Origin of the sequence: Prochlorococcus marinus XMU1402 (assembly GCF_017696205.1) — a bacterium.
Lineage (GTDB): Bacteria > Cyanobacteriota > Cyanobacteriia > PCC-6307 > Cyanobiaceae > Prochlorococcus_A > Prochlorococcus_A marinus_AC.
Genome location: NZ_JAAORD010000001.1, coordinates 52216 through 68279, shown reverse-complemented (window position 1 = coordinate 68279; position 16064 = coordinate 52216). Strand labels below are relative to the sequence as shown.

At 31.1% G+C, this 16064-nt stretch carries 16 protein-coding genes and 1 tRNA gene; 9 read left to right on the top strand and 8 right to left on the bottom strand.

The genetic code is table 11. The features are described from left to right. The first annotated feature begins 12 nt into the window (after positions 1–12). Together HA141_RS00335 and HA141_RS00330 are read left to right on the top strand one after the other, a co-directional pair. Positions 13–94, top strand: a tRNA-Leu gene (locus HA141_RS00335). A gap of 4 nt (positions 95–98) precedes the next feature. Beyond that, positions 99–1385 (top strand): glycosyl transferase, encoded by a 1287-nt coding sequence (locus HA141_RS00330; protein WP_209116207.1) that lies wholly within the window; start codon positions 99–101, stop codon positions 1383–1385. Between the two features lie 3 nt (positions 1386–1388). On the opposite strand, the gene HA141_RS00325 is transcribed toward HA141_RS00330, so the two are convergent. From HA141_RS00325 to HA141_RS00310, 4 genes are all read right to left on the bottom strand, one after another. Next, positions 1389–2426: a PRC-barrel domain-containing protein gene (locus HA141_RS00325; RefSeq protein WP_209116206.1), complete on the bottom strand. Its 1038-nt coding sequence runs from the start codon at positions 2424–2426 to the stop codon at positions 1389–1391. 45 nt (positions 2427–2471) lie between these two features. After that, positions 2472–6062, bottom strand: a complete 3591-nt coding sequence (gene smc, locus HA141_RS00320; protein ID WP_209116205.1) for a chromosome segregation protein SMC — start codon at positions 6060–6062, stop codon at positions 2472–2474. 76 nt (positions 6063–6138) lie between these two features. Beyond that, a complete protein-coding gene (locus HA141_RS00315) occupies positions 6139–6501 on the bottom strand; it encodes a hypothetical protein (protein WP_209116204.1) in 363 nt (120 codons plus the stop codon). Positions 6502–6583: 82 nt separating this feature from the next. Beyond that, positions 6584–6739, bottom strand: a complete 156-nt coding sequence (locus HA141_RS00310; protein WP_011862094.1) for a hypothetical protein — start codon at positions 6737–6739, stop codon at positions 6584–6586. A gap of 170 nt (positions 6740–6909) precedes the next feature. Here HA141_RS00310 and HA141_RS00305 point away from each other — a divergent pair, with 170 nt between their 5' ends. Further along, a complete protein-coding gene (locus HA141_RS00305; protein ID WP_209116203.1) occupies positions 6910–7371 on the top strand; it encodes a DUF883 C-terminal domain-containing protein in 462 nt (153 codons plus the stop codon). A gap of 1 nt (position 7372) precedes the next feature. Then, positions 7373–7759 carry a phage holin family protein gene (locus HA141_RS00300; protein WP_025932891.1) on the top strand — a complete coding sequence of 129 codons (387 nt, stop codon included), beginning with the start codon at positions 7373–7375 and terminating at the stop codon, positions 7757–7759. 1 nt (position 7760) lies between these two features. Here HA141_RS00300 and HA141_RS00295 read toward each other — a convergent pair whose 3' ends face one another. Beyond that, complete coding sequence (locus tag HA141_RS00295; protein WP_209116202.1) at positions 7761–8885, bottom strand: THUMP domain-containing class I SAM-dependent RNA methyltransferase; 1125 nt, start codon at positions 8883–8885, stop codon at positions 7761–7763. A 481-nt stretch (positions 8886–9366) separates the two neighbouring features. On the opposite strand from HA141_RS00295, the gene HA141_RS00285 reads away from it, so the two are divergent. Beyond that, positions 9367–9504: a hypothetical protein gene (locus HA141_RS00285; RefSeq protein WP_209116201.1), complete on the top strand. Its 138-nt coding sequence runs from the start codon at positions 9367–9369 to the stop codon at positions 9502–9504. Between the two features lie 8 nt (positions 9505–9512). On the opposite strand, the gene HA141_RS00280 is transcribed toward HA141_RS00285, so the two are convergent. Next, a complete protein-coding gene (locus tag HA141_RS00280) occupies positions 9513–10475 on the bottom strand; it encodes an aldo/keto reductase (protein ID WP_209116200.1) in 963 nt (320 codons plus the stop codon). Positions 10476–10625: 150 nt separating this feature from the next. On the opposite strand from HA141_RS00280, the gene HA141_RS00275 reads away from it, so the two are divergent. Together HA141_RS00275 and HA141_RS00270 are read left to right on the top strand one after the other, a co-directional pair. Further along, positions 10626–11297, top strand: a complete 672-nt coding sequence (locus HA141_RS00275) for a ParA family protein (protein ID WP_079298105.1) — start codon at positions 10626–10628, stop codon at positions 11295–11297. Then, positions 11231–11473 (top strand): hypothetical protein, encoded by a 243-nt coding sequence (locus HA141_RS00270; protein ID WP_209116199.1) that lies wholly within the window; start codon positions 11231–11233, stop codon positions 11471–11473. The genes HA141_RS00275 and HA141_RS00270 overlap by 67 nt, the downstream gene beginning before the upstream one ends. On the opposite strand, the gene argJ is transcribed toward HA141_RS00270, so the two are convergent. Beyond that, positions 11466–12704: a bifunctional glutamate N-acetyltransferase/amino-acid acetyltransferase ArgJ gene (argJ, locus tag HA141_RS00265; protein WP_209116198.1), complete on the bottom strand. Its 1239-nt coding sequence runs from the start codon at positions 12702–12704 to the stop codon at positions 11466–11468. The two genes, HA141_RS00270 and argJ, sit on opposite strands and share 8 nt — an antisense overlap. Before the next feature lie 76 nt (positions 12705–12780). Between argJ and coaE the strand changes: the two genes are divergently transcribed. Beyond that, entirely contained in the window at positions 12781–13398 is a 618-nt protein-coding gene (gene coaE, locus HA141_RS00260; RefSeq protein ID WP_209116197.1) for a dephospho-CoA kinase, read from the top strand. Between the two features lie 3 nt (positions 13399–13401). On the opposite strand, the gene gatB is transcribed toward coaE, so the two are convergent. After that, positions 13402–14874 carry an Asp-tRNA(Asn)/Glu-tRNA(Gln) amidotransferase subunit GatB gene (gatB, locus tag HA141_RS00255; RefSeq protein WP_209116196.1) on the bottom strand — a complete coding sequence of 491 codons (1473 nt, stop codon included), beginning with the start codon at positions 14872–14874 and terminating at the stop codon, positions 13402–13404. Between the two features lie 79 nt (positions 14875–14953). Between gatB and thiO the strand changes: the two genes are divergently transcribed. Further along, positions 14954–16063 (top strand): glycine oxidase ThiO, encoded by a 1110-nt coding sequence (thiO, locus tag HA141_RS00250; RefSeq protein WP_209116195.1) that lies wholly within the window; start codon positions 14954–14956, stop codon positions 16061–16063. Position 16064 lies beyond the last annotated feature (1 nt).

Sequence of the window (16064 nt, the reverse complement as noted above, 5' to 3'; positions counted from 1 at the left end):
TGAGAACCCTTTGCGGACGTGGCGGAATTGGTAGACGCGCACGTCTAAGGAGCGTGTGGCTTCGGCCTTGCGAGTTCAAGTCTCGCCGTCCGCATTTAATGTATTCCGGTTTAACTGCAATGAAAAAAAAATCAGTTGCAGTAGTTATAGTTTCCAATGGTCCTGGTGAATTAACTACATGGGTAAATCCTGTAATAAATGAGCTTAACAAAATAAATAAAGCACTATGTGATGACGATAAAATCAATTTCACTCTTAGATTAGTCCTTGTTCCTTGCCCAAATGCCACTGGCAAAGAATATTTAGTTGCAAATTCATGGAATAAATTCGAATTAATTACAAAATCCAAAAGTTTTTGGAAATTATTAATCAAGCCACATTCTTTTGCGAATTGGCCCAAAAAAGGGGTCGTTATTTTCCTTGGTGGAGATCAATTGTGGAGCATTTTACTAGCTAAAAGACTAGGTTATCTAAATATCACATATGCTGAATGGATTTCGCGATGGCCTCAATGGACCAACGAAATTGCTGCCATGAATTTAAAAGTAAAAAAGTTAATTCCCAAAAAATATCAATATAAATGTCAAATCATTGGCGATTTGATGGCAGATATCAAACTTGGAAGTGAAATATCATTAAAAAATACCGAAAAAAATTATATTGCATTGTTGCCTGGTTCTAAAAAAGCAAAGCTCTCTGTTGGAGTTCCGTTCTTCTTAGAAATTGCAGATCATATAGCTGAAGAAAATCAAAATATAAATTTTATAATTCCCATTGCCCCAACAACTGATAAGAGTGAATTTTTATTTTTTCAAAGCGAGAGAAATCCAATTGCAAAATACTACTCATCAAAGATAAAAACAATTAAAAAAATCAAAGACTCATGTTTTGATAGTGTTATTGAAACATCAAAAAATACAAAAATCTACCTAATTGAGAAATATCCTTGCTATGAAATATTAAAAGAATGCGATCTTGCAATTACAACTGTAGGAGCAAATACTGCAGAATTAGCAGCAATTGCTCTTCCAATGTTAGTTGTTCTACCAACTCAACATTTAAATAAAATGAATGCTTGGGATGGCATTTTTGGATTAATCGGGAAAATTTCATTCATTAATAAATTCATAACTTTTGCAATTAAATATTTTTATTTTAAAAAAAAGAAGTTTTTTGCTTGGCCAAATATTAAAGCTAAAAGAATGATTATCCCTGAAAGGATAGGAAATATTTCGCCTGTAAAAATTGCAAGAGAAGTACTATTTCTCATTAAGAACAAGAATAAATTAAAAAGTATTAGTGATTCTTTACAAAAAGAAAGAGGTAATAAAGGGGCTGCAGAAAAACTTGCTTCTATGATTGTTAATGCAATAAAAAAACTTTAAAAATTACCAGGGATCATCAATGTCAAACTTTTCTGATTTTTTATTATCTTGAATTATATTTTGTTCATCAAGTGGTTCAATATCTAAAGTTTCTGTTGCATTTTGAATTGGTCTTTTAGAAGCTAAATTAGTAGTTGATTGTTTCTTTTGTTTAAAATCAACATTATTTTCTAAAACTATTGGATCAGCATTATCTTGAATCTGGTCCTGATCAGAATAATCATTATCCATGTATAGCTTTTTTCTGTTATTTATTTCCTCTGAAGAACCCTTAATTTCAACATATTCAAGTTCATCTTCATAATAATCATCATCTTGTTCACTAACTTCTTCATATTCCTCAACTAAATTGTTTTGCTGTTCTGATTCCGAACCCGACAATAACTGATTCTCAACTGGTACGAGATTGGCTGAATATCCATTTACATCTCTTTCATCCCATGAAGAACCCCCTACTCCAAGTTTCTCAAGAAGTCCACTACTTAATTGGTTCAATTTCTCTTCAGCACCTTCATAAACAATAATTCTATCAGTACCACTGCTTACAATTTCCTCTACAGGAATCTCCCAAGTACTTAAAACTCCCTCACCTAAAAGTGGGACACCAACTGCACCCATAACAAGAGAAATCAAATCTCCAGTCTCTATATCAAACGAAAACCCAAGAACCCTTCCTAAAAGTTGCCCAGATTCTGTAATCACTTGACAATTAATCACTTTCCCATATCTTTCTGGAGAAAAACTTTCACTCAAAGAATCTAGGGAATCGACTAATATTACATCTCCAACTTGCTTAATACTCTCTAAGGGCATCCATTTTGGTAAGCCCGGTAAAAACCTTGTAAGTGGATTATCTCTTAGTCCTAAAGCGACCACCTCTCTTCTGTCAATATCAACAACAACCTCACCAACCACGCCTAAACGCCTACCAGTATCAGTAGTTATAACTTGAGTTCCCATTAATTCTGACCTTAACCATAAGCGTTCGCTAGGTATAGAATTAGGGCGATTCTTATTAGCAGATGTGTTAGACAAACTCATAAATACCTTTTTATCATTCTGACGTATAAATTTAAAAAAGTGTGTTTATGCAGCATTTGGTAACCCAACAACTTGAGTATTAGCACCTCTTGCTTGAGCAACACCAATTGTTCGTTCAGATGCACTAATCATAGGCCTTCTATGGCTTACGACTATAAATTGAGCATTTGATGACTGATTAGATATTAACTTTGACAACCTTTCAACATTTATACCATCTAAAAAACTATCAACCTCATCTAATGCATAAAATGGGGAAGGTTTATACTTTTGCAAAGCAAATAAAAAACTTAAAGCAGTTAATGATTTTTCACCACCTGACATAGAGGCTAATCTTCTGACATTTTTCCCCTTAGGATGAGCTACTAGAGTTAATCCTCCTTCCAAAGGAAAATTAGGATTTTCAAGTTGAAGGAAGCCATCTCCATCCGATAAATTTGCAAAAATTTGTCTAAAGTGTTGATCAACTGCTACAAATGCTTGCATAAAAGCCTCTTGACGCATAGTCGAAACAGTTTCTATTCTGAGCAATAATTCAGATCTTTCATTAGATAGAATTTCTAATTTTTCTCGTAAACTATTTAATCTCTCAATTAATTCCTCTAATTCATCAAGAGCCAACATATTAACAGGTTCTAAACTTTGTAGTTTTGCATTGATGATCGAGATTTCTGATTGCAAAGATTCAAGACTCTTCCCTTCATATTCTCCAAATTTCGGGGAAGGATTAGGTAGATCTTTTTTATAATTTTCCAATTTTATTTTCTCACTTCTTATCTCTTCTTTAAGAGAAAGCATATCCCTTTCAAGATATTCAAGCTTCAATAGATAGTTATTATATTCTTGCCTTTTATTTGAAATTGAAGAGTTTAATTCATCTCTTTTCCTTCTCAATAATCCTAAATCCTCTTCTAGAGAATTTTTCTGACTATGAAGAACCAAAAGCTCTTTTTTAAATTTATCTCTTTTTTTTATCCATTCACTATGAGAAATTGCAAGTTCTTTGATAGATTGCTGCAAGTTTTTTTCCTGTAATAATATAATTTTTAATGAATTATTGGTCCGCTCCTTACTTAAAGCAAATTGATTTTTCTTATCTAATAATATTTCTCTTTCCTTAATAAGTAATTCAAGTTTTTTATCAAGATTATTAAAGTCGTTGTTAAAGTCGATTAATGATGATTTTTGATTCTTTTCATAATTAGTTTTTTGAATGCTTTGCAATTGATCAAACTTATCATGATGAGGCTTCAATTCATTTTTTAAAAAAACTAACTCATCATCTAGTAAATTATTGGTGCTATCTAATTTTTTTAATCTCGATTTAAAATCCTCAATTCTTTTCACGACAACTTCAAGAGAATTTTTATTTACTTCAACTTCTTTGTTCAATGAAGCACAATCCTCAATTATTTGACTACGGTTAGAGTTTAATTTGTTGAGTCTATTATTTTTTATGATCAAATCATTATTTGATTCTTTTAAAGCTTCTTCAATAACCAATAGTCTTTCTTTAGTAGGGCTAGAATCATCAAGATCATTATTAATTCCAAATCTATAAGATAAATCTTTATTTAACTTGCTGCCGCCTGTAATAGCGCCACTGGCTTCTAATAATTCACCCCCTAAAGTAACCAACCTATTTTTTTGTTTAGATAACCTAGCTGAGGCTAAGTCTGAAAAAACCAACGTATCGCCAAAAACATATCTAAAAACATCTGAATAAACTTCGTCAAAATTAATTAGGTTAATAGCTTTATCAATAAATCCAGACTCTCGATTATTTTCAAATCTTGAAATTACATAATTCTTCTTTTGACTTTTAATTCTATTTAAAGGTAAAAAAGTTAATCTTCCCGCTTTCTTCTTTTTAAGAATTTCAATTGCTTTTGCTGCAATATAATCATTATCAATAACAATTTGTCCGAGTCTATTTCCAGCAGCAATTTCTAATGCATATCTATTTTTCTCACTTACCTCTCCAAGTTGTGCTACATAACCATGAATACCCTCTAAACCTGCTTCTAAAAGAATTCTAAGAGCGTATGAACCTCTTGATTCATTTAAAGCTTCCTTCCTACTTTCGAATCTAGATAAATCCTTTTCAAGTCTTAATTGCTCGTTGTTAAGCCTTGATTTAGTTTTAATTAATAAATCAATTTCATTTTTTAAAGTATTTATTTCTAAGCTATTACTTGCCAAGTTTTTATTCTTTGTATCGGATGTCTCTTTTTTTCTTTGATTTCCCAAAAAAAGTTTCTGCTTTTCTAACTCTAAGGCTTCGATCTGAGACAATATCTCATCTTTTTGTATATTATTTTGAATAGTTTCTTCTTCCACTTTCCTTTTTTTGGTTTCCAAAGGATCAATTTGTTTTTTTATACTTTCAAGCTCAGCATTAATTTGGATATTTTGTTTAGAGAATTCTCCAGATTCTCCAGCCGCATCAGACAGTTTTTTTCTGGATAATTTATGTTTTGAAGTGAGATTATCAATTTGCAAGTTCAATTTATTTAAAAAATTATCATCAAAATTTTCTTGTCTCATCTTTTCTGACTCAATATTCCTCCTAGAAATTGCAATTTCATCTCTCTGTTTTTGTAATTTAATACCCTCTTCTTTATTCAAACTTGATACCCTATCAAGTTCTCTTAAGTTAGAATTAATACTTCCAATATCAGAATTCACTTTTATCAAAGTATCCTCTCCTTTCTCCTTAAGCTCATCAACTAGTATTTTTAAAGCATCTTCTAAAACTGATATTTCTTTATTAATAGATTCTTTTTGTTTATTAAATAAAATTTTATTTTTTTCAATTTCACCTTCTTTTTCTTCTATAGATTCAACATATTTAACTTGTTTATCAAAAATAAGAACTTTCTCTAATTCCATTATTTGATGTAGTTTTTCCTTTAACTGTTTATATTGCTTTGCTTTTTCACATTCTTTTTCAAGCTTATTTTTACTAGATTGCAATTCATTTTCTAAAATTTCACATCTTTCTTGTCTTTCAAAAACATCATTTAATTTTGCATTAGTTTGTTCTATTCTTGCATCAAAAAGTGCGACTCCTGCTAATTCATCAATAAGATTTCTCCTCTCCTTATTATTCATAGATACTATTCTTGTGACATCACCCTGCATAACAACATTGCTGCCCTCAGGATCAACACTTATATCCCTTAATATTCTTTGTATTTGTTGCAAGGTACATTGTTTTCCATCAGAAGTATATGTCGAAGCATAAGAACCGCCTGGCATAAGCCTTAATTTTCTAGACACTACCCATTCTTTTTGATCCTTGTTAAGAGAAATTTCTTCTTCTTCTAGTTCCAAAGGTTTAAGGTCCTCTCTGGGAGACCAATCTTGAATATTAAATTTTACTGATACAGATGTTTCTGATGACTTACCCTCTTTAACTTTGGAGTTATTTATTAGATCTGGTAATCTTTCAGCCCTCATCCCTCTACTATTAGCTAGACCTAAACAGAATAAAATTCCATCTAAAATATTACTTTTCCCAGAACCGTTAGGGCCTGTAACCACCGTGAAACCTTCTTCAAGAGGAATTTTTACATTTCCCCCAAAAGATTTAAAATTTTCAAACTCGACCTGATTGATATGTACCAATCTCAAGTCTCAATAGCTAAATAAGAATAACTAATTTGCAAAAATTCTCAATAGAAATATTACGTTTATTTATAAATGAAAATTAATAATTTTTGGACAATCTACAAGAATTACCCGAAATTTCAAACAAACCAGAAAGAAGTTCACCATCCAGAATGAATCGATAATATTCAGAGTCCAATTTATCAGAAACATTTTTAAATATTCCATGATCAATTCTTTTTACAAACCCTCTATTATCAGAAAGTTCATGTTCTATCCTGGACAGCCATAAAAGTCTATGATTTGGCTGCTTAGAAATTTCTATAGAAGATTGATTTAATAAAGGTAGTTTTAAAAATTTCCAAGTTAAACAATCTATCCCATTTTCAACAAGAAAATCATAATGAATATCTATAGCTTTAGCAGAATAAACTTTATGTTCAAGCAAAACCCATTTATTCATTATCTAATTGATAAATAAATCGAATCTATTTTCAAAACAAAGTTGAGTAAAGATATATTTTCTAAGAGATGTTTCCTGTTATTTAATTACTTGCATCAGGAACAAATCTTAAAGCAATAAATAGTAAACTTCCAGCTCCAGCGATAGCTGCAGCTACTAATCCAAAATCTGTAGGGATTGTGCGAGATGCAAAAATTAATGATGCAAATGTAATATCCATGATGAAATTTAAACTCATTTAATAAATTCAGTAATAGCTTAACAAAACCTTCTTACAGAACAGAGTAGATGAATAAAATGTAAATAAACTTTTATATGTTTTTATTCTATATAAATCGCACAATTCTTTAGTAAAGGGTTCCAAATTAAGAAAATAGGGTCTAATCTTAAAATAAATAAGTTTGAATAATGGAGACTTACCATCCTCCCAAAGAAGTAGAAGAAACAGAAGATAAATCTGATCTTCCTGAAAAAGAAGTTATCTTGGAAAAATGGTTACTTGAAAAAATTGACAGTTTAATACCTTTAATAAAAGAAAAATGGCCTAACATTGCACAACAAACCCTTGAAGCCACAAAAGGGAGTATTGATGATTTAGTTGAAGTAATAGCTACCCATAGTGGAACCTCAGCAATTGGAATAAAAAGCCAACTATTTGAAATCATTGATTCAATAAGAGAAAACAATTGGGAAATATCAGAAAAAATTGAGCCTATTGAAAGTCAATTAGAAGAATTATTAGAAGAGCTTAATAATACACTTAGACCAAAAATAGAAAGTCCAATAAGAAAAAAACCACTATTATCTATTGCTATTGCAGCTGGTATTGGTTTACTAATAGGAAGTCTCCTAAACAGTGGCAGAAAATAATATGGAAAAACCAAAAAATAAAAACTTTGCAAATACAGCCTCCAGAATTTCAGCCATCGCAAGTTCAGTGATGGATTTGCATGTCAGAATAGCTCTTCAAGAAGTAGATAGAGAAAAAAGAAGATTAATTAGTGGTGGAATATTTTTAGCAATTGGCAGCACATTATTATTATTAGTACTAATTTGCATCCATATTATTTTTTATCTTTTTCTAGCGAAATATAATAACTGGAATATTGAATATAATTTATTACTAATAATATTTATCGATTTATTTCTAGCAGGCCTAAGTTTGAAGCTTGGAGGAAAATTAGCCAAAGGACCATATCTTCCTCAAACATTAGAAGGTTTAGGCAAAACAACAAAGGCCGTTTTAGGCAAAAAATAATTTACCTAATTAAATATTTTATCCATCTACAATCTATCCCCCCATTACTAACAGGAATTTTCAATGAAGATTTCATTTTCAAATATTTTGTTAGTTTTGGATTTCCACTTAGGAGCCAAAATTCCCAATCTGAAAAATTGTTCTTTAGAAAGATTCCCATTTGTTCATATAAACTAATCAATTCATTTTCATCGCCTAATTTTTTGCCGTATGGAGGATTACATATGATGATCCCAGGTGTGCAACTTAATTGGAGTTCTAAAAAATCATTATTTATAAGCTCAATATAATTCTCGAGTCCAGCTAATGATATGTTTAGATTCGCCTGCTCAAAGACCTTTTCATTAATTTCACACCCTATTATTGTTGGTAATTTTTCATAATTTATAATTTTATTTTTTGCTTTATTTTTTTCATTAAGAAAAATATCTTGCCTAAAGTCTAACCAATTTTCAAAAAGATATACCTGATCAATATTTATGGGGACTCCAAGGAATTGATTGACTGCCTCAATTAAAAAAGTACCCGAACCACACATAAAATCTATTAATGGAACTTTGCCATTCCATTGAGTCATATTTATCAATCCAGAAGCTAAATTTTCTTTTAACGGAGCATACCCAATTGCGGGTCTATAGCCTCTTTTATGTAAGCTTTCTACGCTGCTTTGAAGACTAAGAATTGCTTTATTATTATTTAAATGCAGATGAATTATAAAATCAGGATTATCTAGAGAAATATTTGATCTTTTATTCCAAACTGCCTGTTGCAAATCAGTTATAGAATTTTTTACTTCAAGAGCAGTGAAATGAGTATGACTTAAAGAAGATGTTCTCCCAGTAACTTGAACATTAAACGTTTTATCAAAGTGCAACCAATGTAACCAATCAAATGAATCTCTTACCCCCGCATATAAAGATTGCTTGTCATAGCAATTAAAACTTGCAATTTCTCTATAAAAACGAAAAGCTAATCTGGAATAGAAATGAACTCTATAAAAAGTTTCAAAATCACATTCAAAATTAATAAATCTTTTATAAGTATTAATATTAAAGCCGCCTAAATTTGAAATTTCTTCTGCTAAAGATTTCTCTAGTCCTTCCGGAGATGATGCCACTACATTCATATACGATAAAACTTAATAAAAAAACTATTCAATAACCATTTTGCCTGTCAGAATATAAATGTCCAATTGGACTAGGTGATCTCAACCGATGTTTCGGACAGCGGTTCGATTCCGCTCAACTCCACTATTTGGGGTTGTAATGGTTTCGACGGGGCATAAGGAAGGTGACTGAAGCCGGCTCGGTTAGAGCAAAAACATAAATGCTAACAAAATCGTTAGTTTCTCCCGTCAAACAGCACCAGTTGCTGCTTGATCCTAAAGGAGATGGGGTTATATCAGCCTTATCAACCAAATGATACGAGGAGTCTGGAAGGACTCCACTTTTTTAAATAACTAAGAAGTTGTAATAGATAATTTATTAGTGTGTAAATATTGCTGCAAAAACTTGTATTAAAAAGAATTTTTTTAATTTTATAAGTATAAATACTTAGAAGATAAGTTTTAAATTAATTTATCTTATTAAAAAATCGAATTTTGCAAAATGGAAACTAATAAAAAACTGAATGACTTGATAATAAACCTTAAACCAAAAATTATTAGATTTACTGGCGAAAAATTTCCCAATGAACTATGGAATAGTGGTTCTCAAATAAAAAAAAATAAGAAAATATCTAACTAAAAATTTAATTAAATGCTTGAAAAAGGATTTTTAGGCATTTTTTTTAAACATTTTTTTGAAAATTCCTGAAGTACTTTAAATTCACGTTTATTTAAATTCCACTTTAATACATTCGATACATCTATAACTTGAGATTTTTTTCTCATCCCAACGAGTGGAATAGCTCCTTGATAACAACACCAATTAATTGCTACTTGCGCTTGGGAAACTGATCTTTGATTTGCAATTTTTTTTAAACACCTCCTCAATTCATATGTTGGTTTTTTATATTTTTCAAATAATGCATTGCGAATAAAACTTTTTTCTCTATTATCCTCTTTATCTGGATCAATACAAAGTATTCCAAAGGACAAAGGACTATAAGCAAAGAAATCAATATTATTTTCTTCGCAAATTTTTTTTACCTGATATTGTTTTTCTAAATCGGGAGCAAGCAAAGAAAACTGTATTTGAACACTCTTTAGGCTCTGATCTCTTTTTGCTAAGAAATTAATTAATTTCATCAATCTTTTAGGGCCTATATTTGATAAGCCTATTTGAAAATCAAAGCCTTCATCTTTTAAATCGCAAAGATTATTCAACAGACCTAATTCCTGCCAAGGATTGTATTTTGCAGTTGACCAATGTAATTGCACTATGTCTAATTTGTTATTAAGTCTTTCTAAACTTTTCAAAAAAGGTTTATTAAAACCTCTTTTTCCTATTCTCCAGGGATAAGGTGCAAGTTTGGTTGCTACTTGAATTCTTTTTTTCTTTGCTGAAGGAGTATTTAGTAAAAATTTTCCTATCAACAATTCACTTCTACCCTGAAGATTACCAGTACCGTAAGAATCTGCAGTATCAATTAGATCGAAACCTCTTCGTAACGCTTCATTATATGTCTCACGTAAATCATCGTCATTTGTAGATTGGTAATTCCAGAAAAGCTTATTCCCCCAAGACCACGTACCTAATCCAATTCTTTTCTTCACTAGCCAATTTAAATAAGGAACTTTATAAGGTTATCTAAAAATATTAACTTCTATAAAATATTTCAAAAAATAAGTTTTAGGGCATTAAAAATCAATTTCTCTTGACATTAAAAAATTATTCTCCAAAGTAGAAGAAATAAAAATAAAAAATTGTTCATTACCGTTTGCGGGCAAAAAGGGGGTGTGGCCAAGACCTGCACAAGTATTCACCTTGCTAGTGTTTGGCATTCTGAAGGTAAAAAAGTTTGCATTGTCGATGCCGACAAGAATAGATCTGCTTTAGCATACGCATCAAGAGGCAATCTTCCATTTCCAGTTTTTCCCGTCAGTTCAGCTGCTAAAGCATCAAGATCATCAGAAATTGTAATAACTGATGGCCAGGCTAGCAGTGATCAAGAAGAACTTAAACACTTAGCGTATGGTTCAGATTTAGTTATCTTACCTACAACTGCAAAAGCAAGATCAGTAGAATTAACTGTTGAACTAGCTAATTTATTAAGCAACTTAAAAGTTAACCATGCAGTAGTAATAGTAAAAGTTGATTTTAGACAGCAAAAAGCAGCGCAACAAGCCAAAGCTGCTCTAGAAAATTTTGGTTTGTATGTTTTTGATACATTTATACCCTTACTTTCAGCATTTGATAAAGCAGAAGCCTCGGGCAATGCTGTATTTGAAGCTGTAGACGATTTAGGTAGATCAGATCCTCGTCGAATGACGGGCTGGTCTGCTTATTGTTCAATTGCCTCACAAATTCCATGCCTGATTTCGAAGCCCTCATCCGACACCAACAACTTAAACAACCAACAACCAATCAGCGCTTAAAAGTAGTTGATTCTCCTAATTTTGAAGAAGAAAAAAACGAAGAAGCAATAATTCAACAATCTGGATTATTAGTTAATTTTCTTGGTGGTTTTGTAGGCTCTGTAATTGGAACTTTAACAATACTGTTTCTTTACATGAATGAATATCTACCATTAGATTTACTAAAACTTAAGTAGTATATTCGCTATTTATTTCAACATACTTTTTAGAAAGGTCGCACCCCCAAGCTGTGCCTTTCGATTCGCCAGAATTTAGATTAATCATAATTTTTACAATATCATCTACTAAATATCTACCTTTCATTCTGGACTTAATATAGTCTGTGACTGTTTGTGGATCATATTTATGTAACTTACCGTTTTGCAAAATCTGAGCGTTTCCTATATACAAGTCAACGTCATTTAAATTAAATTTAACTCCAGAATTACCTGCAGCAGAAATGATTCGTCCCCAATTGGGATCACAACCATGTATCGCAGTTTTTACCAAGGCAGAATTACAAATAGATTTCGCAAGCGTAATTGCATCATCTTTATTTTTTGCTCCTTGAACCAAAACTTCTAACAAACAATTTGCTCCCTCTCCATCCCTTGCAATATTTTTTGCCAAGTTCTGACATACAATATCAATGCCTTGTTGGATAATTGGAAAAAACCTTTTTTCAATTTTCTCTCCTGCATTTATTCCAACAAAAGAATCATTTGTGCTTGTCTCTCCATCAACTGATATTGCATTAAAAGATTTTTTAACCGCAATAGCAATCATTTTGTCCCATTCTTCTTTTTGAATTCCCGCATCACAGGTTAAAAAAGCAAGCATAGTAGCCATGTTGGGGTAAATCATTCCTGAACCTTTTGCAAATCCTGCTATTTTTATTTTTCTACCTTGAATAATCGTCTCTATTGACACTTTTTTCAAAGTCAAATCAGTAGTTAAAATTGCTTCTGCTGCATTTTGAAAATTATTACCCTTTAAATCACCAACTAAATTCGGTAAATTTTTTACTAAATCATTTATTTTTATTGGAACACCAATTACACCAGTCGAGCACATTAAAACTTCTTCTTCGTTTATTCCTAAAAGTTCTGCAATCTTTCCTGTAGCAATTTGAAAATGTTGAATACCAAGATTTCCTGTACATGCATTTGCTTGACCAGAATTAATTAGTATTGCTCTTACAAAACCTGAAGTTGTTTTAATCCTTTCCTCACAAATATCCACACAAGAAGCGCGAACTATTGATTGGGTAAACATCCCACTAAAAACACTTCCTTTTGGAGCGAGTATTAGTGCTAAATCTTTTTTATTAGAGGCTTTTAAACCAGCAGATATCCCAGCAAAAAGAAAACCCTTGGGTGTTACGTTACTGTCATCTACAAAAGACCAATTGGAATCTAACTGGTTCAAGCTTTTTGGTGTTTTAATTCATACTAACTACTCTTTAATACTAAAGAAACTAAGTAATTAGATTATTATTAATTATATGGATATTGTTCAAAAATCAAAAAACAACCAAAGAAGGATTGGTTTGACAGGAGGTATTGCAAGTGGGAAGACAACCATAACTAATTACATTAGAAAACATAAAAACATACCAATATTAGATGCAGATCATTTATCAAGAGAATTAATCAAACCAAACACATATGGATATAAGAAAATTTTAGATTATTTTGGAAATAAAATTATTGATAATAAGAACAATTCAGAAAGAGAAATAAACAGAAAACTTTTAAGGAACATTATTTTTAAACATTCAGAAAGCAAGGAATGGATTGAAAAACTGCTTCACCCCTTAATTAAAGAAAAAATGATAGAAGAATGCAGTCAATACACAAATAATCAAACTATATTATTGGTTATTCCATTATTGTTTGAAGCAAAATTTGAAGATATTTGCACTGAAATATGGTTAGTTCAATGTCCTAAAGAACTACAAAAAAACAGACTTATCACAAGAGATAAAATTAGCGAAAAAGAGGCATACGAATTGATCAATTTTCAATTAAGTTTTGAAGAAAAAAGAAAATTTTCAGATATTATTTTAGATAATTCGGATAATCAAAATAAATGGGTCAATACGATAAAAGATCTTCTTTAAAATTTAGCTATTTAATTTTTCCATAAGAAGTTTATTTGCAAGTTTGGGATCAGCTTTACCTTTTGTTCTTTTCATAAGTTGACCAACAAAAAAACCAAGTAACTTAGTTTTGCCATTTTTAAATGATTGAACTTCATTTGGATGTTCATTTATAAGTTCATCAATTATTGGTAAAATACTTGAAGAATCAGAAATCATTGCCAACCCTTTTTCTTCAACTAATTTTTTCGGAGAAATATTTGTTTGAATAAGTTCAGGTAGAATTTCTTTTGCAATTTTTCCACTAATTATATTTTTTGAAATCATGCTAATCATTTCGGCAAGATTTTCAGGACTAAGCTTTAGGTCACTAAAACTTAGTTTGTTTGATTTTAAATAGCCCACAATATCAGTTGTTACCCAATTTGAAGCTAGTTTGGCATCGGCACCATTTGCTACTGTTTCTTCAAAAAAGTTTGCCATGCTTATTTCATCAGAAATTACCCTTGCATCATATGCAGACAATCCAAATTGATTTATGTATTTATTTCTTTTCTTTGAAGGTAATTCTGGTAGTTCTTTAAACCATATTTCTTGTTGGGCTTTTGTTATTTCAATTGGACCTAAATCAGGATCAGGAAAATATCTATAGTCACTGCTACCCTCTTTTAATCTCATACTTTTCGTTAATTGCTTAGCTTCATCCCATAACCTTGTTTCTTGGAAAATTTTTCCTCCATTTTCATAAACTTCTATTTGTCTGGCTATTTCATAATCACAAGCCTTTTGAATGGCAGAAAATGAATTCATATTTTTTATTTCCACTTTGGTACCAAAAGGAGCATTAGGTCCTTTTCTAACTGAAATATTGACATCACAGCGTAATGAACCCTCTTGCATATTTCCGTCTGATACCCCTAGATATCTAACTGTTCTTCTGATCTCTGAAGCATATTCAGATGCCTCTTTACCTGATCTAATATCTGGTTTACTTACAATCTCACAAAGTGCTATTCCGGCACGATTGTAATCAACTAAAGAATACTTAGAGCCAGCTAATCTATCACTTCCTGAATGGACTAGTTTTCCGGCGTCTTCTTCCATATGTAGCCTTTCTATACCAATTTTTTTGATATAAGGTTCTTTGTCCTTTTCAATTATTTCAACCTCTAACCAACCATTTTCAGCTAGTGGCTCATCAAATTGTGAAATTTGATAATTTTTAGGCAGGTCAGGATAAAAATATTGTTTTCTATCAAATTTACAATGTTCTGCAACGTTTAAATTTAATGCTAACGAAGTTTTTACAGCGTACTCAAGAACAGTCTCATTCAGAACTGGAAGAGTTCCTGGTAACCCACAAACTACAGGATCTATATGCGTATTAGGTGCATCACCAAAAGCTGTTGACGCAGATGTGAATATTTTACTTTTCGTATTAAGCTGGACATGAGTTTCCAAACCAATCACAGCTTCCCAAGATTCCAAATTGTTCATTATTAAAAGTCTCTTTATTAATATTATTGGATATAACGGAAAAGAGGACCAAAACACAAATAAAAATATTAATTTTTAAATGGCACAAGAAACCAAAAATTCAATATTAATCATTGGCGGTGGACTTTTAGGTTTATCTATTGCTTATGAATTTTCTAGAAATAACTTCAAAGTTTTAGTTTTAAGCAAAAACAGAAATGAATCAGCTGGATTTGTTGCTGCAGGAATGTTAGCTACTCATGCCGAAGGGCTGGAAGATGAATTACTAAAATTTGGCCAAGAAAGTCAAAATCTAATTCCAAAGTGGATACAAAGTATTGAACAAGACAGTAATATTAAATGTGGTTTAAAAAAATGTGGCATAGTAGTTCCTTTTAAAAACAAAGAAGATCTTGAAGAGTTTCCCACTTATGAATATGGAAAATATTTAAATCACAAAGATCTTCAAACAGAAATTAATGGAATGAATTCTATTTGGAAACATGGTTTACTTTTTGAACAAGATGGTCAAATAGATAATCGAAGAAAACTGATGCGTGCTCTTGAGAGAGCATGCTCCTTGCATGGAGTCGAATTTCAAGAAGGATCAGAAGTAGAGGATTTGACATTCGAAAAAAACAAAATTACAGGTGCAACAGTTTTAAGTGCCACTGGGGAAATAAAAAAAATTAACTGCGAAAAAGCAATTATATGCAGCGGTGCTTGGAGTAAAAAAATTTTTAATAAGATTCCAGTCTTTCCTGTAAAGGGACAAATGCTATCAATACAAGGTCCAACAAATTTTTTGAAAAGGGTTATTTTTGGTCCAACAACTTATCTAGTTCCACGTGATGATGGACTCATTATAGTTGGAGCTACTGTTGAAAAAGATTCAAAATTTAATCAGGGTAATACTCCTAATGGAATAAAACAACTGCAAGAAGGCATTCGCTCCTTATTACCAGAAGCTATTAATTGGCCACAAATGGAACATTGGTGGGGATTTAGACCTTGCACACCAGATCTAAAACCAATAATTGGAAAATCAAAAATTGAAAATCTTTTTATAGCTACAGGACATTACAGAAATGGAGTTTTATTTTCTGCAATAACAAGTGATCTTCTTTTGAAAATAGTTCAAAATAAAAATCTCAAAGAAATAGAAAAAAGCTTTTTAAAAAAATTTAGTTTAGATAGATTTGTGATTTAAA